This window comes from Conyzicola sp., assembly GCF_057073975.1.
In genome coordinates this window covers 1-22,357 of sequence record NZ_JBXMIS010000149.1, presented here as the reverse complement: position 1 = coordinate 22,357, position 22,357 = coordinate 1, and the positions used below count along the sequence as shown (strand labels likewise).

Below are 22,357 nucleotides of genomic sequence, written 5' to 3'. Positions count from 1 at the left end.
GACGTTGGCTACTGCCGACGCAGCGCGCGGCGAACGAGCGCGACCATTCGATCTGCGCCGTCGCTCACCCCGACGCTGGCCGACTGCACCGCCATCTCTGCGATGAGCGCCCGATCGCGCAGCAGGGGAACGAGGGATGCCGCCACCCACGAAGGCGTGAACGAGGCGTCATCGACGATGACGGCCCCACCCGCGGCAACGACGTCGGCGGCATTGAACCGCTGCTCCCCGTTGCCGACTGGATACGGGACGAAGACCGCCGGAACCCCGACAGCGGTCAGCTCGCTCACCGTCGCAGACCCGGAGCGCGAGACGGCGAGGTCGGCAACGGCGATCGCGAGATCCATGCGGTCGCAGTAGTTGAGGAAGGCGTAGCCCTCGAGGTGCGGGTCGCGCACCTCTGCCCGCTCCCCCGCGATGTGCAGCAGCTGCCAGCCAGCACCGATCACCAGCGACGCGCTGGCCGAGATCGTCGCATTGAGGCGACGCGCCCCCGTCGAGCCACCTGTGACGAGCAGGGTCGGCCGCGACGGATCGAGGCCGAACTCCGCGTACGCGGTGGCCCGTGCCGCCGGCCGGTCGAGGTGCTCGATCTCCCGGCGCAGCGGCATACCGACGAACTGGCCGTTGCGAATGCGCGTTGCCCGGTGCGCGACACCGACGTAGGGCGTGAACGCGGCTCCGAGCCGGTTGGCGAGTCCGGGGCGGGCATTGGCCTCGTGCACCACGAACGGCAGCCGCTCGCGGTGGGCGGCGAGGTATGCGGGGGCCGACGCGTATCCACCGAAGCCGACCACGACGTCCACGCCCCGATCGCGAAGGATCGATCGCACCCGCTCGATCGCTGCCCGCTGGCGACCGGGGAAGCGGGCGATGTCGGCGCTCGGACGACGCGGAAAGGGCAGGCGCTCGATCGTCAGCAGCTCGTAGCCCCGCGCCGGAACCAGTCGGGATTCCAGCCCCTCCGCCGTGCCGAGCACGAGGATCGACGCGTCCGGCTCCTCATCACGCAGCCGATCGGCGACGGCGAGCAGGGGGTTGACGTGCCCGGCGGTTCCGCCGCCGGCAAGGAGGTATGTGGTCACGATCGAGACTGTACCCGCGCTGAGGCGGCACGACGCGACCGCTCGGCCGGTGAGAGCTCCATCGCCGTGTCCTCGAACTGCGGGCGCTTTCGAGCGAACGAGAGCACGACCCCGATGGAGAGGAGGCTCGAGATGAGCGCAGACCCTCCCGCCGAGATGAGCGGGAGAGGAACACCGAGCACGGGGAGGAGGCCGAGCACCACCGCGATGTTGACGAGCGCCTGCCCGATGATCCAGACCATAACGCCGCTCGTGACGATCCGGGCGAAGGGGTCGCGGTTAGCCCGGATGATGCGAACGAACCCGATGGCGAGCACGACGAACAGGATGAGCACGACGATGGCCCCGATGAGACCGAGCTCCTCGCCGATGATGGCGAAGATGTAGTCGTTGTCTGCCTCTGGCAACCACGACCACTTCGACTTCGAGTTGCCGAGACCGACCCCGAACACGCCCCCGGAGGCAAGCGCCCACGTTCCGTGCATCGGCTGCCAGCAGAAGTCGTAGTAGTCCTTCTCCGTGCAGCCGCTGATCCACGAGTTGATGCGATCGGTGCGCGAGGAGCTCGCGAACGCGAACATGAGCCCGAGCACGGCGATCACGGCGCCAGCGCCGATCAGGTAGCGCATCGCGATGCCGGCGAAGTACAGGCAGCCGAAGACGATGAACAGCATGATCACGGCAGTACCGAGGTCGCGGCCAACGAGCACAAGGCCGATAGCGACGAGCGACGCAGCGCCAACGGGAACGAGCAGTTTCTTCGGGTCGTTCGGATCGGAGTTGGCGCGGGTCAGCACGAACGCGATCCAGACGATGAGGGCCAGCTTCACGACCTCCGACGGCTGCGCGTTGATGGGTCCGATGATGATCCAGTTGCGGTTTCCGCCCGACTCGTAGCCGAGCGGCGAGAACACGAGCAGCTGAAGACCGAGACCGAGCATGATGGCCGGCCGCGACATGCGCTTCCAGAAGGCGATCGGCATGCGCGAGGCGATGAGCATGAGAGGAATTGCGAAGAGCGCGTACAGCAGCTGTCGGAGGAATGCATAGAAGAACGAGTCGTTCTCGAGGTGCGACTCGACAGACGAGGACGACAGCACCATGACGAGCCCGAAGGCGACCATGAAGAGCGTGGTTCCGAGCAGGAGGAAGTAGTTGCGGGTCTCCGTTGCGAAGATGCGCCGCACAGCGACGAGAGCCGCCGGCGGTGTCTGCTCCGGTGCCCGTGTGTGCTCAGGAGCCGGGGTCGGCCTCGGGGTCTGACGGCGCGGGGTCGACGGGTTCGTCATCCCTCGTCCCTCCTGCCTGCGTCGGTGGTGCCAGTTCGAGCCCTGCGTGATTCGCCACCGCTGCCGCGAACCGGCGTCCTCGATCTCCGTAGTCCGTGAACTGGTCCATCGACGCGGCTGCCGGGGCGAGCAGGACGGTGTCCCCCTCGGTCGCGACAGCAGCAGACAGCCGCACTGCCTCACGCATTACGTCACTAGTCTCAGCGCTCTCCACCTCGAAGACCGGAACCGTCGGCGCGTGTCGCTCGAATGCCGCGAGCACGGCGGAGCGCTCCACGCCGATCACGACGGCTGCCTTCAGGCGCTGGCCGTGGCGCTGCACCAGGCCGCTGATGTCGACGCCCTTGAGCAGTCCGCCAACGATCCAGACGACGGATGCGAACGCGGTGAGCGACGCATCGGCAGCATGCGGGTTGGTGGCCTTCGAGTCGTCGACCCACAGCACCCCATTGACGGTGGCGACGGGCTCGGAGCGGTGGTGGTCAACGCGGAAGGTGGCAAGGGCCGCCCGCACGACATCCGCCTCGACTCCCCACGCGCGGGCCAGCGCGGATGCGGCGAGCACGTTGGCGACGGAGTGCGGCGCCGCCATCCCGATCGCTGCAAGCTCCCCGTGTGTCGTGAGCTCGACGGCGGTCGAGTGCCTGTCCGCTGCGAACGCCCGGTCGACCACGATATCGCCGACGAGACCGAGGTCGCTCGGGCCGGGGGTTCCGAGGTCGAAGCCGATCGCGCGGCATCCCTCCTGCACATCCGCGTCTTCGACCATGTGCATGGTCGCCTCGTCGGCCTTGTTGTAGACACAGGCGACGCGTGCGTTGGCATAGACCTTCGCCTTCGCATCGCGGTAGGCCTCCGCAGAGCCGTGCCAGTCGTAGTGGTCTTCTGCGAGATTGAGGCACACGCTGGCGAGCGGTGCCAGCTGGCCCGCCGCATTGCGGTTGATCCAGTGCAGCTGGAAGCTCGAGAGCTCGACCACGAGAGCATCGAAACCGGTCGGATCGCGAACGGCGTCGAGAACGGGCACGCCGATGTTGCCGACAGCGGCGACCCGTGAGCCGGACGCCGCAATCAGGTGGGTGGTCAGCTGCACCGTCGTGGTCTTGCCGTTCGTTCCGGTGACACAGATCCACTCGGCCGCGTGCACCTTGTCGCGCACGCGCCAGGCGAGCTCGATGTCACCCCAGAGCTCGATGCCGTGCTGGTCTGCCCACTGCAGCAGCGGGTGGTCAGGGCGGAATCCCGGAGACACGACGATGAGCTCCGGGTCGAAGTCCTCGAGGTCGGCCGGCGAGAGGTCTGGCTTCTGCACGAACTCCGCGCCGATCACATCGAGCAGGTCGGCACGCTCCGGGTCGGCTCCGGCGGCAAGAACGCGAACTTTCGCTCCGAGTTCGACAAGAGTATCGGCGGCGGAGAATCCGGTGACACCGAGCCCGAGCACCGCAACGCGGAGCCCCGCCCAGTCTGCATTCCAGCTGGTGAGGGTATCGAGTCGCATCACGGTCGGCTGGTCGACCACTCGAGGTAGAAGACGCCGACACCGGCAGCGACGAAGAGTCCAGCGATGATCCAGAACCGCACGACGACGGTGATCTCCGCCCAGCCCTTGAGTTCGAAGTGGTGGTGCAGCGGGCTCATGAGGAAGATGCGCTTGCCCTTGGTGATCTTGAAGTACGCCCGCTGCAGGATGACCGAACCGGTGACGATGAGGAAGAGCCCGCCGATGAGAACAAGCAGCAGCTCGGTGCGGCTGAGGATCGCGAGGGCGGCGAGCGCTCCACCGAGGCCGAGCGAGCCCGTGTCGCCCATGAAGATCTGGGCGGGAGCGGTGTTCCACCAGAGGAAGCCGATGAGACTGCCGGCGATCGCTGCGGCAATCACAGCGAGGTCGAGCGGGTCGCGCACCGTGTAGCAGCGGTACAGGTCGGCAACGTCGGCCCCGCCCGGGAAACAGCTCTGGTTGTACTGCCAGAAGCCGATGAAGATGTAGGCAGCCGTGGCGATGATCGCGGCTCCCGTCGCGAGGCCGTCGAGGCCGTCGGCGACGTTGACGCCGTTGGATGCACTCACCGCGATGACGTTGACCCAGAGGATGAAGACGAGCACGGCGCCGACGGAGCCGAACACAGCCAGGTTCAGCCACGGGATGTCGCGCACGCCGGAGATCATCAGCGAGGCTGGAGTGAGCTTGTTCTCGTCGGGGAGGTTGAGTGCGATCACCGCGAAAATGCTCGCGACGATCACCTGCCCCGTGATCTTGGCCCAGCCGCCAAGGCCGAGGCTGCGCTGCTTGCGGGTCTTGAGGAAGTCGTCGACGAAGCCGACGAGGCCCATGCCGACCATCATCGCCATCACGAGGAACGCCACAAGGGTGAACGGCTGCCTGGCGATGAGGTGCCCGACGAAGTATCCGGTGACGGCACCCAGGATGAAGACGATGCCGCCCATTGTCGGCGTTCCGCGCTTGGCGTGGTGCGACTGCGGTCCGTCATCGCGGATGAACTGGCCCCAGCCGAGGAGGTTGAACAGGCGGATGAAGAGCGGTGTGAGCACGAGGGTGAACACCATCGCGACTCCGCCGGAGATCAGAAGCGCGATCACTGGGCTACACCCGCCTCTGCGAGACGGTCGCCAAGCCCTGCGAGGCCGGTGGCCCCTGCGCCCTTCACGAGCACCACGTCGTTCTCGCGAATGTGATCACGAAGCAAATCGTAAGCCTCCTCTGGCGTACTGACGATCAGCGACTCTCCATCCCATGAACCTTCGAGGCCGGCCGCCGACTGCAGATGGCGGGCGCCGGGGCCGACGGCAATGAGCTGACCGACGTTGAGACGAACCACGAGCCGGCCGATGGCGTCGTGCTCCTCGACGAAGTCGACGGGATCGCAGTCGAACTCTCCGAGCACGGCGACAGTGCGCGATCCGGTCGGCGCCACCTGCACGAGAGTGCGCAGCGCGGCAGCCATGTCGTCTTTCGTCGCGCCATGGGCGTCGTTGAGCACCGTGGCACCGTGAGCGGTTCTCGCCGGCTGCATGTGGCGCGCAGGCGAGCTCCAGGATTGCGCCGCGGCGATGGCGTCGTCAATGGCATGGCCTGCTCGCAGTGCGTCGTCGATGGAGGCGAGCACGGCGATCGCGTTCGCCTCCCCGATCGAGCGCAGCATCGCCTGATGCCGCGTTGCCTCGTGCACGAACCACAGGGTGGTGCCGTCGAGCCGCAGGTCGAGGTCGTGGATGGAGAGCACTCCTGCGATCACGCCCAGCCGGCTTCGCGCAGCGCGTCGCGCGCCTCGTCACGGGCGGAGTACGGCGTGCGCACGCCCTCGATGTCGCGGTAGTCCTGGTGGCCGGGCCCTGCCCAGAGGATCGAGTCGCCCTCCTTGGCGAGAGCGACAGCCGCGCGAATCGCGCGCTCTGGCGGGCTCACCTCGTGAAGCTCTGCCGCGTGCTCTGCGAGGGCAGCGCCCTCGACGAGGGTCGCACGAATGGATGCCGGGTTCTCGAAGCGCGGGTGGTGGTCGGTGATCACGAGGATGTCGGAGTGCTCTGAGGCCACGCGCGCCATCTCGTGGCGCTTCGACGCATCCCGGTCGCCGTCTGCACCGAAGACCATGATCACCCGACCACTCGTTACAGTTCGAACGGCAGCGAGGGTCTGCAGGAAGGCGTCGGCGCTGTGGCCGAAGTCGACGTACACGGTTGGTCCGCGGTCGCCGGAGACCCGCTCGATGCGGCCGGGGAGCTCTGCGCGGATGCCGCCGTCGGCATCCAGCGCCTGTCCGATCGCCTCGAGCTCGAAGCCGGCCTCGACAAGCATGACGATCGCGAGGCCCGCGTTGGCGGCCATGTGCCAGCCGATCAGTGGAACCCGTGTCGTGAGAGAGCGGTGATCGGGGCCGTCGAGGGTGAACTCGGTGTACGCCGCCTGCTCGTCGGTGATCGTCACCGTCCACTCTGCCGCAACGCCCGGCGTCGCCGAGATCGTCGTCACCGGGATGTGGGACTCCTCGACGACACGCTCGCCGTACGGCGAGTCGAGCGAGACAACGCCGCGGCGACCACGGTCGGGCTGGAACAGCGGCAGCTTCGCCTGGAAGTACTCCTCCATGTCGGCGTAGTCGTCGAGGTGGTCGTGCGTGAGGTTCGTGAATGCGACGACGTCGAAAAGGATGCCGTCGACCCGATTGCGCGACAGCGCCTGAGCGCTGACCTCGATCACCACCGCCCGCACCTCGGACTCGCGCATGCGCGCCAGTAGCGCGTGCATCTCGCTCGCCTCCGGGGTCGTGAGGCGGCTGACGACCGTGAGGTCGCCGATGTGGCGCTCCGACGTTGAGCTCAGGCCGGTGACGAGGCCGAGCTGGCGGAGGATGCCCTCGAGCAGGTGCGAGGTCGAGGTCTTGCCGTTGGTACCCGTCGTGCCGAAGAGAAGAGGTGCATGCTCGCGGGTGCGGTAGACCCACGCCGAGATCTCCCCCAGCGCTGCGCGCGGTGAGTCGACGAGCACGACGGGCAGGCCGGACTCTGCGGCGAGGTCGGCCCCGGCGGCGTCGGTGAGCACGGCGACCGCTCCGCCCTCCTTCGCCTGGGCGGCGTACCGTGCGCCGTGGCTATTCGCCCCCGGCATGCCGACGAACAGGTCGCCCGGGTGCACATCGGAGGTGCTCAGGGTGACGCCGGCGATCTCGATGCCGTCGACCGTGCCACGGTGCTCGAGCTCGAACTCGTCGACGAGACCTGCCAGCGACCGGGCGGATGGATGCTCAGGCCGGAGGACCGGCGGAATCCGTGCGGTCACGACTGCTCATTTCGGGGTCGGTGGTCACCAGGCAACCGGGATGTCTGGTGACGCCGTCGGAGACGGCTCCACCCGGAAGGTCTTGATGATCTGGGTCATGATGTTCTTGAAGGTCGGCGCCGCGGCGACCGACGACTTAAGGATATCTGGCTTGCCGAGGGTGACGACAACCGCGTACTCCGGGTTGTCGGCCGGCACGAGCCCGGCGAGGGAGACGATGCGGTCGTTGGTGTACTCGCCCCCCTCTGCCACCTCTGCCGTGCCGGACTTCGCCGCGATGCGGTAGCCGGGAATCGTGATGAGCTTGGTCAGCGCGCTCTTCGTGACGATCGTCTCGAGAGCGAGAACGGTCTGGTCGGCGGCGTACTCCGACACCACGCGGGTGCCCTCCGTCGGCGGCAGCTCTGTGACGGTTCCGTCGGGAAGGGTGCATCCCTCGACGAGCGTCAGCGGCATCCGCACCCCGTTGTTTCCGAGTGTCTGGTAGACGGAGGCCATCTGCGCACTCGTGGCGGAGACGCCCTGGCCGAACGCGATGTTGTAGTTGCGAACGCGCTCCCACTCCGAGGTCGCTGGCAGGGAACCGGCTGACTCCCCCGGGAACGCCCCGGTTCTGCTGCCGATGCCGAACTTGGTCAGGTAGTCGTAGCGCTGGTCTTTCGTGAGCTTGTCTGAGAGGAGGGAGATGCCGGTGTTCGAGGAGTTCATCAGCACGCCGGCGACGGTCATGTTGAGGTCGCCGTGCGCCCAGACGTCTTTGATGTAGTGCCCGTCGTTGAAGTAGATACGGCCAGGCACCACCATGCGGTCGGTGATCTCGACCTTGCCCTGGTCGATGAGCATGGCGACTGTCATCGGCTTGAACGTGGATCCGGGCTCGTACGGGGTGGAGAACGCCAGCGAGCCGAGAGCGGTGTTCGGCACTCCGTCGACGTTGTTGGGATCGACCGAGGGGTAGTCGGCGAGCGCCATGATGTGGCCGTCGCTGACACGGACGACCGCCGCCGTTCCCCAGTCGGCGCCGACGACCTGCGCCTGGGTCGCGAGCTGCTCCTGCACGTACCACTGGAAGTCCGCGTCGATGGTGAGTCGCAGCTTTCCCCCGTCGACGGGCTCTGTCGTGGTCACGGTGCTGCCGGGCAGCCGAACGCCGTCCTTGCTCTTCTCGTAGGTCGACGAGCCATCGGTCGGTGCAAGGCACGCGTCATAGCTGTACTCAAGGCCGGCAAGGGGGCCGTCTGTGCCGAGGAATCCGACCAGGTTGCCGGCAACGGCGCCGAGCGGATAGGTGCGGCTCGGGTGCACCTGGTCGTAGACCCATGGGATCTTGAGGTCGCGCACCTTGCCGCGCACCTCGAGGGTCGCGAGCTTGCTGACGAAGGCGAAATCGGACTCGGGGTTCTTCTCCAGGGACGCGGTGATCGTTGCCGCGTCCTCCCCGGTCGCCTCGGCGAGCTGCGCGATCAGCTCCTGCACGGTGATCGTGACGCCCTTGCGCTTGATGTCCTTGACGTTCTTGGGGCTAGCCGTGATGTCGAACCGGTCGACGCTCGACGCCAGCGCGACGCCGTTCGCGTCGACGATCGCCCCGCGCGCGCCGTAGGTCACGACGGCAACGGAGCGCTTGCCGAGAGACTGCTCGTTGAGCGTCTCAGCGCGGACCACCTGGATGTCGATGAGCCGCCCGGAGAACACGACGACGACGGCGAGGAGCGCGACGATCGTGAGCGTCAGGCGTCGCGGCGTGCTGCGCGCGTTGATCACTCGTTGTCGTCCTTCCTGGACACGGCGCTACCGGGTCTGGGGTGATGGCAGCGGTCCGCCGCCGTTCGACGGTACCGAGGCGTTTGCCGTTGGGGCAGAAGGCGCGCCACTCACGCCAGACTCGCCCTCGCCTGCGAGGGGATCCGCCGCGGGATCGGTGAGGAGCGCGTTGGCGACGAGTCCGCCGTCGGCTCCGATCGCGCCGGCGGCTCCCGCCGCAGGGGTCGGGTAGCCGGAGACGACACCGTCGGAGAGACGGAGGAACACCGGGGCGTTGGTGCCGAGCACCATTCCCAGCGCCTCCGCCCGCATGGCGAGGCTCTGCGGCGAGCCAAGGAGGTCGAGGTCCTCGTTGAGCGCCTGCTCTGTGCGGGCGAGCTGCTTCTGCTCGCTCTGGAGCTCGGCGATCTGATAGGCGCCATCGGAGAGCAGGATGCTCAGCATGAGCTGCGCGAGCAGCAGCGCGAAGACGCTGGTGACGGCGACGATCGCGTAGAAGGATCGCGGGCGCGAACGCCGCTGAGCGCGCGACGGTGCGATCTCGATGTGACGCGGGCGCGCATCCCGCTGCGGTGCGCGACTGGGCGCGTGCTGCGGCTCCGCGTAGGCGAGGGCGGCGCTCATTCGACGCTCCGAAGGCGCTCTGCGGCACGGAGCCGCACGGGGATGGCACGCGTGTTGACGGCGCGCTCTTCCTCGCCGGCGAGCTCTGCGCCCCGCACGAGGAGCTTGAACTCCGGCTTGTGCTGCGGCAGCTCGACGGGAAGGCCGGCCGGCGCGGTCGAGGCCGAACGCGCCGCGAACTCCCGCTTGACAATGCGGTCCTCCAGCGACTGGTAGGCGAGTACGACGATGCGACCACCGACGGCAAGCGCGTCGAGGGCGTCGGGAATAGCGGTCTCGAGCACCGAGAGCTCCCGATTGACCTCGATGCGGAGAGCCTGGAAGACCCGCTTGGCCGGGTGACCGGAGCGCTGCACGGCTGCTGGTGTCGCCGCGACGATGACATCGACGAGCTGGCCGGAACGCGTGATGGGCTCGATGGCCCTGCGCTGCACGATCTTGCTCGCGTAGCGGGGGGCGAGCTTCTCCTCGCCGTACTCGTAGAAGATGCGGCGAAGCTCCGACTCGGAGTACTCGGCGATTATGCTGGCCGCCGTCACACCGGAGGAGGCGTCCATGCGCATGTCGAGCGGGGCGTCCTGCGAGTAGGAGAACCCGCGGTCGACCTCGTCGAGCTGGAGCGAGGACACGCCGAGGTCGAACAGCACGGCGCTGACCGACTCGAGGCCATGGTCGTCGAGAACATCGAGGATGCGGTCGTAGACGGTGTGAACGAGGGTCACCCGATCGCCGAACGGCGCGAGCCGCTGCCGTGCGATCGCGAGGGCGTCGAGGTCTCGGTCGAGTCCGATGAGCCGCAGGCCGGGGTGGGCCTCGAGCATCGCGGCGGCGTGCCCTCCCATTCCAAGCGTCGCGTCGACGACGACGGCGCCCTCGACGGACAGTGCAGGGGCGAGCAGCTCGAGCGTGCGCGCGAGGTTCACCGGGGTGTGGATCTGTTCAGTCATAGCTGCCGGCCTGACCCGGGATGCTGATCCCCATCCATTCCGACCTGACATCGGGGAAGAGTGTCAGGGCGTAGCGAACGGCTGGGAGTCAGCGCCACGGGGCTAGAAGAGTCCGGGAATCACCTCCTCCGCGGTGTTGGAGAAGTCGCTCTCGTTGTCGGAGTAGTAGGACTCCCATGCGGCGGTGTCCCAGATCTCGGCACGGTTGCCGACTCCGATCACCGTCAGGTCACGGTCAAGCCCCGCGTATTCGCGGAGCCCGACCGGAATAGTGACGCGGTTCTGGCCGTCTGCCTGCTCCTGGCTCGCACCGGAGAGGAACAGGCGGAGGAAGTCACGCCCGCGCTTGTCGGTCACGGATGCCTGGCTGATCTTCTCGTGGATGGACTCGAACTCGCGCTGGCTGAACACGTAGAGGCAGCGCTCCTGGCCACGCGTGATCACGAGGCCGGCCGAGAGCTCGTCGCGGAACTTCGCCGGAAGGATGACGCGGCCCTTCTCATCGAGCTTGGGTGCGTGCGTGCCAAGAAACACAGGTGCACTCCCCTCCACTCACCGGCCTAGGTTTAGGTTTCCTCCACTTTACTCCACTTTCAACCACGAATCTAGGGAATTTGCCCAGAATACGGCATCACGTGGCAAACAGCCCAATATTGGCAACGATTTGCAGGTGGAGGGAAATCTCATCCACCGCGCCGAAACCGGGCACAAAAAAAGGACCGACGCGAGGTCGGTCCTTCAGATGGTGGAGCGGGCGACTAGTTGTCGCGGTCCTGGCGACGCTCCCAGCGATCGGTGATCGCGTCCATGAATCCGCCGTTTCGTCGTGGCTTCTGCGCGCCCGACGAGCCGGACGGCCCAGCAGACCGTGCAGACCCGGGCAGGGAGCGAGCTGGAGCAAAGGCGATCAGCACCCCGCCGAACATGACCGCGAATCCGACCACGCCGATGATGGGCTGGCGGATCGCCACCCCGACGATCAATGCGGTGATGCCGAGCACCACCACCACGACGCCGAGAACGATCCCCCGGTAGTTGGGGCGCCCGCGGCGCGCGCCAACCGTCGCGACGAAGTCTGCGTCGTTCTGGTAGAGATTGCGCTCCATCTCGTCGAGGAGGCGCTGCTCCTGTTCGGAAAGTGGCATCCCGGTCCCTCGATCCTCGTTCATGCTAGGTACCGCAATAATACGCCCCGCCAGCCGAACTAGGCTAGGACGGTGGCTGAGAGTACGCGGTTAGTCGATCTAGTGCAGTCTACGATCGACTCCTTTCTCGACGCCCGGGCACCAGACCTTGCCGCGATCGCTCCAGAACTCATGCCCTTCGTCGACTTCTCGCGCGAGTTCCTCGCCGGCGGCAAGCGGTTTCGCGCACTCTTCTGCTACTGGGGATGGCAGTCCGTGGCGGCACCCGACCTGTTCGAGAGCGACTCGTCCAAGTCGTCGAGCGAGGTAGGCAGTGTTCTCCTGGCGGCGACCGCACTCGAGGTGTTCCACGCTGCGGCTCTCGTGCACGACGACATCATGGACAACTCCGACACTCGACGAGGCAAGCCGTCTGCGCACCGACGCTTCGAGACCCTGCACCGTGAGAGCAATTGGCTGGGCAATCCCGCGCCATTCGGCACCTCGTCGGCGCTGCTCCTCGGCGACCTGCTGCTGAGCTGGAGCGACGAGCTCTTCGCCGACGGCCTGCAGAAGCTCGAGAACCTCGATGCCCGCATCGCCGCGCGGACGGAGTTCACGCTCATGCGCATGGAGGTCACGGTCGGCCAGTACCTCGACATCCTCGAGGAGAGTGCGTGGGCGCGCCAGCCAGAGGCAGAGCAGCTGTCGCGGGCCAACCGGGTGATCGTCTACAAGTCGGCCAAGTACAGCGTCGAGGCTCCCCTGGCGATCGGCGCGTCGCTCGGAGGAGCGAGCCTCGCGCAGATCAGCGCCCTGCGTGAGTTCGGACTCCCGCTCGGGGTCGCCTTCCAACTGCGCGACGACATGCTCGGGGTCTTCGGCGATCCTGAGGTCACGGGCAAGCCGTCTGGCGATGACCTGCGCGAAGGCAAGAGAACGGTGCTTATCGCCATTGCTCGGCAGAAGCTCCCGCCGAGCGCGCGACGCCTTCTCGACGAGCTGCTGGGAGATCCAGAGATCACCAACTCGCAAGTGGCGATGCTTCAGGCGACGATTCGCGACAGCGGTGCCGTCGACGAGGTCGAGCGCATCATCGAGGCGAACTCGAGGGCAGCCATCGATGCGATAGCGGATGCCCCGCTCAGCGGATCGGCGCGCGCGCAGCTGACAGCGCTGGCCGACACGGTCATCCGCCGCACATCCTGACCTACAGGAGCGCCTGCGCCACCCGCCGCACCTCGGCCTTGCGGCCCGCGCGGAGCGCATCGATGGGACTCGTGCCGAGACTGTCCTCCTCGTTGAGCAGCCAGTCCATGGCCTCGTCGTCGGTGAAGCCGAGATCGCCGAGGAGCACGATTGTTCCCTTGAGCTCGCCGAGCGGCTCGCCGCCCTTGAGGAACTGCTCTGGAACCTTCCACACGCCGTCCACCCGTCGGGCGAGCAGCGCGCGATCCTCGATGAGCCGGCGAACCTGGCTCACCTTGAGCCCGAGAAGCTCGGTCAGATCGGGGATGGTCAGCCAGCGGTAGTCGGTCGAATCAGTCACCCGTCAAGAGTGCCATGCAGCGGTGTCATGACCCACCATTGGCGCGATTGTTTCCAACATGTTTCTTCAAACCACATTGGTCACGGTAATTGACTTGAGTGTGCACATGTGTCACGTTGGGATGGAACATCGCTGCACCCTCTGGCCGGAACAGCGGTGGCGAATGCTCAGGGGGAACCATGACCGACAGTGAGATGCACGAATCGGCAGACCGCGCTCGCGCGATCTTCGGCGGGCTGGCCCCCTCGCGGCGCCCCTTCAGCTATGAGGAACGGGTGGCCAAGAGCGCCAACCCCACGATGCCGATCATCCTCGTCGGCACGATGGCGATGAGCCTCGTTGGAACCGCGACGGTCACAGTTGCCCGCACCGACCACAAGCCCCACGCGACGACGGGCGGCGACGCCGCACTCGCTGCGACATCGACTGCCGCACGGGTGCCTGCGCTTCCGGCGCCCGCCACCTACACCGTTGTGCGGGGCGACACCGTCAGCGGCATCGCCGGTCGATACGGGCTGTCCACCTCATCCGTGCTCTCGAGGAATGGCCTCAGCGCCAGTTCGACCATCTACCCCGGCCAGGTGCTGCGACTCACGAATTCGGCAACCGCGCCCGTCGCGGCCACGCCGATCGCCGCAACGCCGGCCACGCCGTCCAGCTATGTGATCGCCAGGGGCGACACTGTTGGCCGCATCGCCGCCCGCTTCGGTGTGACCACACAGTCGGTTCTCACCGCCAACGACCTCACGTGGTCGAGCATCATCTACCCCGGCCAGAAGCTGGCGATCCCCGGCGCGACGCCGGTGCTGGCGGCAACCCCCGTCTCGTCGGTCACCCCGGCTCCCGCTCCGACCTCGCCTGCACCCGCCGCGCCCGGCCCCGTGAACGGCAGCTATGTCATCCAGTCGGGCGACAACCTGTCGAGGATCGCGGCGAAGTTCGGCGTGACCCTGCAGGCTGTTCTCGATGCAAACGGACTCAGCAGGACCAGCATCATCTACACCGGTCGCACCCTCCTCATCCCCGGCGTCACCACGACAACGACGACCGCGGGGGTCACTTCCGGCATAACCCTGCTTGCCGACGACCAGGAGCAGAGCGCGAAGACGATCATCGCCGTCGGCCGGGAGCTCGGCGTTCCCGACTACGGCATCATCATCGCGCTGGCGACCGCCATGCAGGAGTCGAGCCTTCGCAACCTCTCGTACGGCCATCTCGACTCGGTGGGGCTCTACCAGCAGCGACCGAGCGCGGGATGGGGCACGGTCACCCAGCTCACCGATGCCCGTCATGCCGCACGGCTGTTCTACGGCGGGCCGTCGAACCCCAATAAGGGCATCACACGCGGCCTGCTCGACATCACCGGCTGGCAGTCGATGACGCTTACTCAGGCGGCTCAGAAGGTGCAGGTATCCGCCTATCCCACCGCCTACGCCAAGTGGGAGGCATCTGCGCGGGTCTGGTTCGCCGAACTGGGCTAATCCGGTGCACGCCGTGTCCAACACGGCTCATCCAGCCGCGAAACCTACAATCGTACGGTGAGCGTCAACACCTCGGACCCGATGATCGGCCGTCTTGTCGACGGCAGATACCAGGTGCGCAACCGCATCGCCCGCGGCGGTATGGCGACGGTGTACCTCGCCACCGACCTGCGTCTCGAACGCCGTGTCGCCATCAAGATCATGCACGGCCACCTTGCCGACGACAGCAAGTTCCGCGAGCGATTCATCCAGGAGGCGAGATCCGCAGCGCGGCTTGCCCACCCCAACGTCGTCAACGTCTTCGACCAGGGCCAGGACACCGAGATGGCATACCTCGTCATGGAGTACCTGCCAGGCATCACCCTCCGGGACCTGCTGCAGGAGCGGGCGATCCTGACGACAGACCAGACGTTCGACATCCTCGAAGCCGTGCTTGCCGGCCTTTCCGCGGCGCACAAGGCGGGCATCGTGCACCGCGACCTCAAGCCAGAGAACGTGCTGCTGGCCGACGACGGTCGCATCAAGATCGGCGACTTCGGCCTCGCTAGAGCGGCCTCCGCCAACACGGCAACCGGTGCCGCGCTGCTCGGCACGATTGCCTACCTGTCACCAGAGCTCGTCACACGCGGGATCGCCGATACCCGCAGCGACATCTATGCGGTCGGAATCATGATGTACGAGATGCTCGCCGGCGAGCAGCCGTTCCGAGGCGAGCAGCCGATGCAGATCGCGTACCAGCACGCCAACGACTCCGTGCCGGCTCCGAGCCTTCGCAACTCGCGCGTGCCCGCCGAGCTCGATGAGCTCGTACTCTGGGCGACGGCCCGTGAGCCAGACGAGCGCCCTCGCGATGCACGGGCACTGCTCGACCAGCTCCTCGAGACCCGCGACCTGCTGCGCACCGCGCTGCCAACTGCCCAGACCAGCGTGCAGCGCACCATGGTCATGCCAGCGGCCGGTTTCGTCGGCTCCGATGCAGAGACCCAGGTGATCGGTGGGCGCGCGCCCGCGGCCACCGGTCCCGTCGTCTCGGATGCCACATCGTCGTTGACGGCCGTGACGGAGAAGAGGCGAAAGCGCGGCTGGTGGCTGTTCGGCTCCATCCTGCTCGTCGTCGCTCTCGCTGGCGGCACAGCATGGTGGTTCGGCACGGGTCCGGGCTCCCGGGTGACGGTGCCAGACAGCATCGTCGGACTCTCGGTCGAGGCGGCTACGGCGCAGCTCACCGAGCTCGGGCTGACGGTAGAGGACATGACGGTGCAGGTGTACGACCCCGTCGTTGCTGCAGGACTCGTGGCCGGCTCCGACCCCGCCGTTGGCACGGCTCTGCCGCGCGACACCTCGGTCACCGTGCTCGTGTCGAAGGGACCGGAGCCGAAGACGGTTCCCCCACTCGTCGGTCTGACGGAGGACGAGGCGACGGATGCAATCGCCGAAGTCGGCTTCGTGCTCGACAACGACAAGCGTCGAGAGCAGTTCAGTGCCGATACGCCAGCCGGAACGGTTCTCGCTGTCTACGGTGTGGCCGACGACCAGACCACAGAGATCGCGCTAGAAGAAGGCAGCACCTACTACGACCAGCGGCCGGTGTGGCTCACCGTCTCCGCCGGGCCGATTCCCGACGTCTCCGGGCTCAGCTTCGACGCAGCCGTTGCAAAGCTCGCGGAAGTCGACCTGGTCGGCACCGAGGGCCCACGATCGTTCAGCGACACCGTCGCCGCCGACACCGCCATCGGAGTTCAGCCCGAGACGGCAGACGCACCGGTCTTCGTCGGCGACACCGTGCTCATCATCCTCTCGAAGGGCGTCGACCTCGTTGCGGTGCCCGATATCGACGGGAAGTCGATTACAGAAGCGAAGGCGCTGCTCACCGCCGCAGAGTTCGTCGTGATCGTCGACACCAACGTGCCACCGGCGTTCTGGACGAGCGCAGAGGTGCAGTCGCACTCCCCTGGGGGAGAGTCCCTCAAGCGAGGAAGCACGATCACGATCAAGTCGTTCTACGACTTGTAAGGCCTAGAAAGCGGCGAGTTCCTCTGCCACCAGGAAGGCGAGCTCCAGCGACTGCATGTGGTTGAGTCGCGGGTCGCAGAGCGACTCGTACTTCGTCGCAAGCGTCGCCTCGTCGATGTGCTCTGATCCACCGAGGCACTCGGTGACGTCGTCGCCGGTGAGCTCGATATGGATGCCGCCCGGGTAGGTGCCGACCGCGCGGTGCGACTCGAAGAACCCCTTCACCTCGTCGACGATGTCGTCGAAACGACGGGTCTTGTATCCATTCGGCGTGGTGAGCCCGTTGCCGTGCATCGGGTCGGTGACCCACAGGGGCGTTGCATCGTGGCCCTTGATGGCCTCGAGCAGCGGCGGGAGGGCGTCGCGGACCTTCTCCGCACCCATCCGCGTGATGAAGGTGAGGCGACCGGGCTCGCGATCGGGATCGAGCTTGTCGATGAGCCGCTTCATGTCGTCTGGACTCGTCGTCGGACCGAGCTTGACGCCGATCGGATTGCGCACACGGCTGAAGTAGTCGATGTGCGCGCCGTCGAGGTCGCGCGTGCGCTCCCCCACCCAGAGGAAGTGCGCAGAGGTGTTGACCGGCTCGCCGTTGCGGGAGTCGATGCGGGTCATCGGGCGCTCGTAGTCCATGAGCAGGCCCTCGTGGCTCGTGTAGAACTCGACGCGCTTGAGCTCGTCGAAATCTGCTCCCGCGGCCTCCATGAACCGGATCGCCTTGTCGATCTCGTTGGCGAGCTTCTCGTAGCGGTGGTTCGCCGGATTGGAGGCGAAGCCCTTGTTCCACGAGTGCACCTGGCGGAGGTCGGCGAAGCCGCCCTGCGTGAACGCGCGGATCAGATTGAGGGTCGAGACAGCCGTGTGGTACCCCTGCACGAGTCGGCGTGGGTCGGCCTCGCGGGACTCCGGGGTGAACGGGTAGCCATTGACGATGTCGCCGCGGTAGGCCGGCAGCGTGACGCCATCGCGAGTCTCCATGTCGTTGGAGCGTGGCTTGGCGAACTGGCCGGCCATCCTGCCCATCTTGACGACAGGCATGGATGCGCCGTAGGTGAGCACGACGGCCATCTGAAGGATGGTCTTGACCCGGTTGCGGATCTGCTCTGCAGTCGCGCCGGCGAAGGTCTCTGCGCAATCACCACCCTGGAGAAGGAAGGCGTCTCCCCGAGCCGCGCGCGCGAGGCGCTCACGGAGGATGTCGACCTCACCCGCGAAAACCAGCGGCGGAAGCGTCGCGATCTCAGCGGACGCCGCTGCTACTGCTGCGGCATCCGGCCACTGCGGCTGCTGCTTGATCGGCAGCTCGCGCCAATAGTCGAGCCCGGCGATCACCGAGGGATCAGCGAGGACTATTTGCTCGGACGGGTCGACCACGGGAAGTTCCTAACAGGCAATGACGGGTGTGAAGCTGCACACGGCAGCGTGATCGAGCCTAACGCGTCGGCGGAGTGCGTATCGCAGTGGCGACGGCTAGGTGGTCGAGGCAGGACCCGGCTTCGACGACGACAGTCGTTCCTTCACCGAGGAGGCGTAGACGTCGTCGTACTCCTGCTTGCTGAGCTTCTGCAGCTCGTACATGATCTCGTCGGTGATCGACCGGAGGATGAACCGGTCGCCCTCGAGGCCCTCGAAGCGCGAGAAGTCGAGTGGCTCGCCGAAGATGATGCCGATTCGGTGCACCTTGGGGATCTTCGCGTGGATCGGCATGACCTTGTCTGTGTCGATCATCGCCACCGGGATCACCGGAACGTGGCCCTCGAGGATCATGCGGGCAACGCCGGTTCTGCCTCGGTACATCGTGCCATCGGGGCTGCGCGTGCCCTCCGGGTAGATTCCGAGCACGTTGCCGTTGGCGAGCACCTTGAGGCCGGTGTTGAGCGAGGCCTCCGACGCCTTGCCGCCGGAGCGGTCGATCGGCAGCATGCCGGTGCCGAGCAGGAAGTTCTTGACGAACCAGCCGCCGAAACCGCGGCCATGGAAGTAGTCGCTCTTGGCAAGGAACGAGATGCGGCGGTCGATCACCAGCGGGAGGAAGATCGAGTCGATGAACGACAGGTGGTTGCTGGCGAGGATCACGGGGCCGGTGCGCGGGATATTCTCTGTTCCGACGACCCACGGCCGGAAGACCGTCTTGAGAAGCGGCCCGGCGACCAGGTTCTTCATGATCCAGTAGAACATCGGACTAACCTACCGCGCGAGTGAATGGATGCGTGCGAGGTCGGCCGCGCCGACAACGCCGGCGTCATTGACGAGCTCTGCGATCACGAACTGGGCCTCTGGGTGGTACCCGCGCGCCGGAAGGTGCTGGAGGTAGGCCTCGCGGATCGGATCGAGCAACAGGTCTCCGGCGACCGACACTCCTCCGCCGATGACGAAGAGCTCCGGATCGAGCACGGCGCCAAGGGATGCGCAGGCGGCGCCGAGATGGCGGCCGAGCTCCTGCAGGGCATGGATGGCGCCGGGATCGCCAGCAGCGATGAACTCGCCGACGATGTGGCCGTTGAGCTCTCCGTTCTCACGGCGGGCGTCGGCGAGTGCGAGGCCGATGCCGCCGACATCGGCGATCTCGTTGGCCATGCGCAGCAGTGCGCGACCCGATCCGTACTGCTCGATGCAGCCACGAGCCCCGCAGCCGCAGGGAAGCCCGTCGGGCACGACCCGGAGGTGGCCGAGTTCTGCGCCGGTGCCGAAGCCACCGCGGAACAGGCGGTTCTCCGTGACGATCGCGCCGCCAACGCCCGTGCCGATGGTCAGCATCGTCATGTCGCTGACGTTGCGGCCGGCACCGAAGCGGAACTCCGCCCATCCGGCCGCGTTCGCGTCGTTGTCGATGGTGATGTCGAGGTCGAGGCGGGCGGCGAGCCGCTCGCGCAGCGGCTCGTTGCGCCACGCGATGTTGGGCGTGTAGTACAGCGTCGACTGGGTCGCGTCGATGAAGCCGGGAGCAGCGACACCGGCCGCGGCGACGTCGTGGCCCTTCCAGAGCCGGGTGATCATGGCGACGACGATGTCGATGATCGCCGTCGGATCTCCGGCAGGAGTAGGTTCGCGGTCCTCGGCGATGATCTCGCCTGTTTCGCTGACGAGGGCGCCGGCGATCTTGGTTCCGCCGATGTCGATTCCGATGGCATGCACGAGTGACGAGTGTAGTTCAGCGGTGGCACAGGGGCGTGACGCCCGTCGCCGCAGATTAGGATGATGAGACGAAAGTCCGCAACGGTACCAAGGGAGCTGCCGCCGTGAATGAAACCTTCACCAAGCCCGTAGTAGAGGCCGACCCGAACGCGAACGCAACCGACCTGCTGGTCGACCGCGTAGCGCTCACGCCAGATCACGCGATCTTCGCGCTTCCCACCGCTGACGGTGGCTGGAGCGACGTCACCGCGGCGCAGTTCCACGCTGAGGTGGTTGCCCTCGCCAAGGGATTCGCTCACGCGGGCGTGCAGCCCGGAGACAAGATCGCCTTCATGTGCAAGACGAGCTACCAGTGGTCGCTCGTCGACTTCGCACTGTGGTTCGCCGGCGCGGTCATGGTTCCCGTGTACGAGACCTCCTCCCCCGCGCAGCTGCTGTGGAACCTCACCGACTCCGGCGCTGTCGGCATCATCACCGAGACGCCAGACCACTTCGCGCGCTTCGACGAGATCCGCAGCGAGGTTCCCGACGTCACCCACGTCTGGCAGCTCGGACTCGGCGATCTCGACAAGATCACCACGGCAGGGGCTGGCGTCGAGGATGCCGAGATCGAGCGTCGTCGCACCACCGCCAAGGCAAAGGACATCGCGACCCTCATCTACACTTCCGGCTCCACCGGCAAGCCGAAGGGCGTCGTGCTCACCCACGCGAACTTCGTCGAGACGACTCGCAACGCGACCGTGGTCATGAAGGACATCGTCAACCCCGACTCCTCCACCCTGCTGTTCATCACAACCGCCCACATCTTCGCGCGCTTCATCTCCGTGCTGTGCATCCACGGCGGAGTCAAGGTCGGCCACCAGCCCGACACCAAGCTGCTCCTGCCGTCGATGGGCTCGTTCAAGCCGACCTTCCTCCTCGCGGTTCCCCGTGTCTTCGAGAAGGTCTACAACTCGTCGGAGCAGAAGGCCGAGGCCGGAGGCAAGGGCAAGATCTTCCGCAAGGCCGCCGACGTCGCGATCGCCCACTCCAAGGCGCTCGATGCCGGATCGGTGCCGTTGGGGCTCAAGATCCAGTTCGCTGTCTTCGACCGCCTCGTGCTCAGCAAGATCCGCGCCGCGCTCGGCGGCCGGGTGAAGTACGCCGTATCCGGCTCAGCCCCGCTCGGTCCGCGCCTCGGCCACTTCTACCGCAGCCTCGGCCTGCAGATCCTCGAGGGCTACGGCCTGACCGAGACGACGGCTCCCGCCACCGTCAACCTCACGACCAAGTTCAAGATCGGAACCACAGGTCCCGCACTCCCCGGCGTCGGCCTCAAGATCGCCGAGGACGGCGAGATCTGGGTGCGCGGCGTCAACGTCTTCGACGGCTACTGGAAGAACGAGAAGGCCACCGCGGAGGCGATGGACGGCGAGTGGTTCAAGACCGGCGACATCGGAACGATCGATGACGACGGCTACCTGCAGATCACCGGCCGCAAGAAGGAAACCATCGTCACGGCCGGTGGCAAGAACGTTGCCCCAGCTGCTCTCGAGGACCCGATCAGGGCCAACCCGATCATCGGTCAGGTCGTCGTGGTCGGCGACCAGAAGCCCTTCATCTCTGCGCTCATCACCCTCGACATCGAGATGCTGCCCGCGTGGCTGAAGAACAACGGCGAGGATGCCGACCTCACCCTGGCAGAGGCAAGCGTCAACCCCAAGGTCATCGCCGAGGTGCAGCGCGCCGTCGACGCGGCGAACTCGAAGGTCAGCCGTGCGGAGTCGATCCGCAAGTTCCAGATCCTCGCGACCGACCTCACCGAGGCGAGCGGCCACCTCACGCCCAAGATGAGCATCAAGCGCAACGTGATCGTCGAGGACTTCGCCGACGTCATCGAGGGCATCTACACCTCGTCGCCCGTCGAGACAGAGGGCATCTCGCTCAAGCACTGACACACCGCTGATCGAGCCTGTCGAGACCTCGTCTCGCAGGCTCGATCTTCGTTAACCGAGCGCCGAGGCCCCTGTTCGCCACCAGGTGGAGGAACGGATGGCGCGCATCGCCTCGCGCTTCGTCTCCGGCTCGAGGCCCTCGATGAAGAGGTGACCCTCGAGGTGGTCGACCTCGTGTTGCAGCGCCTGCGCCATGAGCCCCTCACCGCTGAGCTCGACGGGGTTGCCATCGAGGTCGATTCCAGAGACGCGCGCGTAGGGGTAGCGCAACCGCGGGAAGAAGAACCCGGGAACAGAGAGGCATCCCTCCTCGACCAGTTCCGGCTCTCCGGAGACCTCGTCGATGACGGGGTTGATGATGTAGCCGATCTCGTCGTCGACGTTGAAGCTGAAGGCTCGTTGGCCGACGCCGATCTGGTTGGCAGCGAGACCGGCTCGGCCGGGAAGCGCCACGCCCTCGAGGAGATCGGCGATGAGCGCGGCCGCGCGCGGGTCGCCCGGTGCGATGGGATCGCACACGGATCGCAGCACGGGGTCACCGAACAGGCGGATGGGGCGAACGGTCATGCGGGTTATTCCAGTCGTCTCAGATGGGCTGTGGTGGACGCGCA

20 protein-coding genes are annotated in these 22,357 nt (G+C 66.6%); 4 read left to right on the top strand and 16 right to left on the bottom strand.

The window, feature by feature from the left end; genetic code table 11:
* Nucleotides 1-8: 8 nt before the first annotated feature.
* From AC14A7_RS13775 to AC14A7_RS13725, 11 genes are all read right to left on the bottom strand, one after another.
* Complete coding sequence (locus AC14A7_RS13775) at nt 9-1,085, bottom strand: UDP-N-acetylglucosamine--N-acetylmuramyl-(pentapeptide) pyrophosphoryl-undecaprenol N-acetylglucosamine transferase (protein WP_484010013.1); 1,077 nt, start codon at nt 1,083-1,085, stop codon at nt 9-11.
* Nucleotides 1,082-2,374, bottom strand: coding sequence for a putative lipid II flippase FtsW (ftsW, locus tag AC14A7_RS13770; RefSeq protein ID WP_484010011.1), 1,293 nt, complete (start codon nt 2,372-2,374; stop codon nt 1,082-1,084). The genes AC14A7_RS13775 and ftsW overlap by 4 nt, the downstream gene beginning before the upstream one ends.
* Entirely contained in the window at nt 2,319-3,875 is a 1,557-nt protein-coding gene (murD, locus tag AC14A7_RS13765; RefSeq protein ID WP_484010046.1) for a UDP-N-acetylmuramoyl-L-alanine--D-glutamate ligase, read from the bottom strand. The genes ftsW and murD overlap by 56 nt, the downstream gene beginning before the upstream one ends.
* Nucleotides 3,875-4,978, bottom strand: coding sequence for a phospho-N-acetylmuramoyl-pentapeptide-transferase (gene mraY, locus AC14A7_RS13760; protein ID WP_484010010.1), 1,104 nt, complete (start codon nt 4,976-4,978; stop codon nt 3,875-3,877). The genes murD and mraY overlap by 1 nt, the downstream gene beginning before the upstream one ends.
* On the bottom strand, nt 4,975-5,634 hold the full coding sequence (locus tag AC14A7_RS13755) for a glutamate ligase domain-containing protein (RefSeq protein ID WP_484010008.1): 660 nt from the start codon (nt 5,632-5,634) through the stop codon (nt 4,975-4,977). Before AC14A7_RS13755 ends, mraY begins: the two co-directional genes overlap by 4 nt.
* Nucleotides 5,631-7,175: a Mur ligase family protein gene (locus tag AC14A7_RS13750; protein WP_484010006.1), complete on the bottom strand. Its 1,545-nt coding sequence runs from the start codon at nt 7,173-7,175 to the stop codon at nt 5,631-5,633. Before AC14A7_RS13750 ends, AC14A7_RS13755 begins: the two co-directional genes overlap by 4 nt.
* A 24-nt stretch (nt 7,176-7,199) precedes the next feature.
* Nucleotides 7,200-8,939, bottom strand: a complete 1,740-nt coding sequence (locus AC14A7_RS13745) for a peptidoglycan D,D-transpeptidase FtsI family protein (RefSeq protein ID WP_484010004.1) — start codon at nt 8,937-8,939, stop codon at nt 7,200-7,202.
* A gap of 27 nt (nt 8,940-8,966) precedes the next feature.
* Entirely contained in the window at nt 8,967-9,563 is a 597-nt protein-coding gene (ftsL, locus tag AC14A7_RS13740) for a cell division protein FtsL (RefSeq protein WP_484010002.1), read from the bottom strand.
* Nucleotides 9,560-10,510, bottom strand: coding sequence for a 16S rRNA (cytosine(1402)-N(4))-methyltransferase RsmH (rsmH, locus tag AC14A7_RS13735; RefSeq protein WP_484010000.1), 951 nt, complete (start codon nt 10,508-10,510; stop codon nt 9,560-9,562). Before rsmH ends, ftsL begins: the two co-directional genes overlap by 4 nt.
* A 102-nt stretch (nt 10,511-10,612) precedes the next feature.
* Nucleotides 10,613-11,044 carry a division/cell wall cluster transcriptional repressor MraZ gene (gene mraZ / locus AC14A7_RS13730; protein WP_484009998.1) on the bottom strand — a complete coding sequence of 144 codons (432 nt, stop codon included), beginning with the start codon at nt 11,042-11,044 and terminating at the stop codon, nt 10,613-10,615.
* Nucleotides 11,045-11,268: 224 nt separating this feature from the next.
* Nucleotides 11,269-11,655: a DUF3040 domain-containing protein gene (locus AC14A7_RS13725; RefSeq protein WP_484009996.1), complete on the bottom strand. Its 387-nt coding sequence runs from the start codon at nt 11,653-11,655 to the stop codon at nt 11,269-11,271.
* Nucleotides 11,656-11,727: 72 nt separating this feature from the next.
* On the opposite strand from AC14A7_RS13725, the gene AC14A7_RS13720 reads away from it, so the two are divergent.
* Nucleotides 11,728-12,843 carry a polyprenyl synthetase family protein gene (locus AC14A7_RS13720; protein ID WP_484009994.1) on the top strand — a complete coding sequence of 372 codons (1,116 nt, stop codon included), beginning with the start codon at nt 11,728-11,730 and terminating at the stop codon, nt 12,841-12,843.
* Nucleotide 12,844: 1 nt separating this feature from the next.
* Here the strand turns inward: AC14A7_RS13720 and AC14A7_RS13715 are convergent, their stop codons facing one another.
* The gene (locus AC14A7_RS13715) at nt 12,845-13,183 is read right to left on the bottom strand and encodes an Rv2175c family DNA-binding protein (RefSeq protein ID WP_484009992.1); all 339 of its coding nucleotides are present in this window, start codon (nt 13,181-13,183) and stop codon (nt 12,845-12,847) included.
* 179 nt (nt 13,184-13,362) lie between these two features.
* On the opposite strand from AC14A7_RS13715, the gene AC14A7_RS13710 reads away from it, so the two are divergent.
* The gene (locus tag AC14A7_RS13710) at nt 13,363-14,664 is read left to right on the top strand and encodes a LysM peptidoglycan-binding domain-containing protein (protein ID WP_484009990.1); all 1,302 of its coding nucleotides are present in this window, start codon (nt 13,363-13,365) and stop codon (nt 14,662-14,664) included.
* Between the two features lie 57 nt (nt 14,665-14,721).
* Nucleotides 14,722-16,677 (top strand): Stk1 family PASTA domain-containing Ser/Thr kinase, encoded by a 1,956-nt coding sequence (gene pknB / locus AC14A7_RS13705; RefSeq protein ID WP_484009988.1) that lies wholly within the window; start codon nt 14,722-14,724, stop codon nt 16,675-16,677.
* 3 nt (nt 16,678-16,680) lie between these two features.
* Here the strand turns inward: pknB and AC14A7_RS13700 are convergent, their stop codons facing one another.
* The 3 genes from AC14A7_RS13700 to AC14A7_RS13690 form a co-directional block, all read right to left on the bottom strand.
* Nucleotides 16,681-18,051, bottom strand: coding sequence for a class II 3-deoxy-7-phosphoheptulonate synthase (locus AC14A7_RS13700; RefSeq protein ID WP_484009986.1), 1,371 nt, complete (start codon nt 18,049-18,051; stop codon nt 16,681-16,683).
* A gap of 96 nt (nt 18,052-18,147) precedes the next feature.
* Nucleotides 18,148-18,855 carry a lysophospholipid acyltransferase family protein gene (locus AC14A7_RS13695; protein ID WP_484009984.1) on the bottom strand — a complete coding sequence of 236 codons (708 nt, stop codon included), beginning with the start codon at nt 18,853-18,855 and terminating at the stop codon, nt 18,148-18,150.
* A gap of 9 nt (nt 18,856-18,864) precedes the next feature.
* Nucleotides 18,865-19,812, bottom strand: coding sequence for an ROK family glucokinase (locus AC14A7_RS13690; RefSeq protein WP_484009982.1), 948 nt, complete (start codon nt 19,810-19,812; stop codon nt 18,865-18,867).
* Between the two features lie 104 nt (nt 19,813-19,916).
* Between AC14A7_RS13690 and AC14A7_RS13685 the strand changes: the two genes are divergently transcribed.
* Entirely contained in the window at nt 19,917-21,746 is a 1,830-nt protein-coding gene (locus AC14A7_RS13685; protein WP_484009980.1) for an AMP-dependent synthetase/ligase, read from the top strand.
* 51 nt (nt 21,747-21,797) lie between these two features.
* On the opposite strand, the gene AC14A7_RS13680 is transcribed toward AC14A7_RS13685, so the two are convergent.
* On the bottom strand, nt 21,798-22,313 hold the full coding sequence (locus AC14A7_RS13680) for a peptide deformylase (protein ID WP_484009978.1): 516 nt from the start codon (nt 22,311-22,313) through the stop codon (nt 21,798-21,800).
* Nucleotides 22,314-22,357 lie beyond the last annotated feature (44 nt).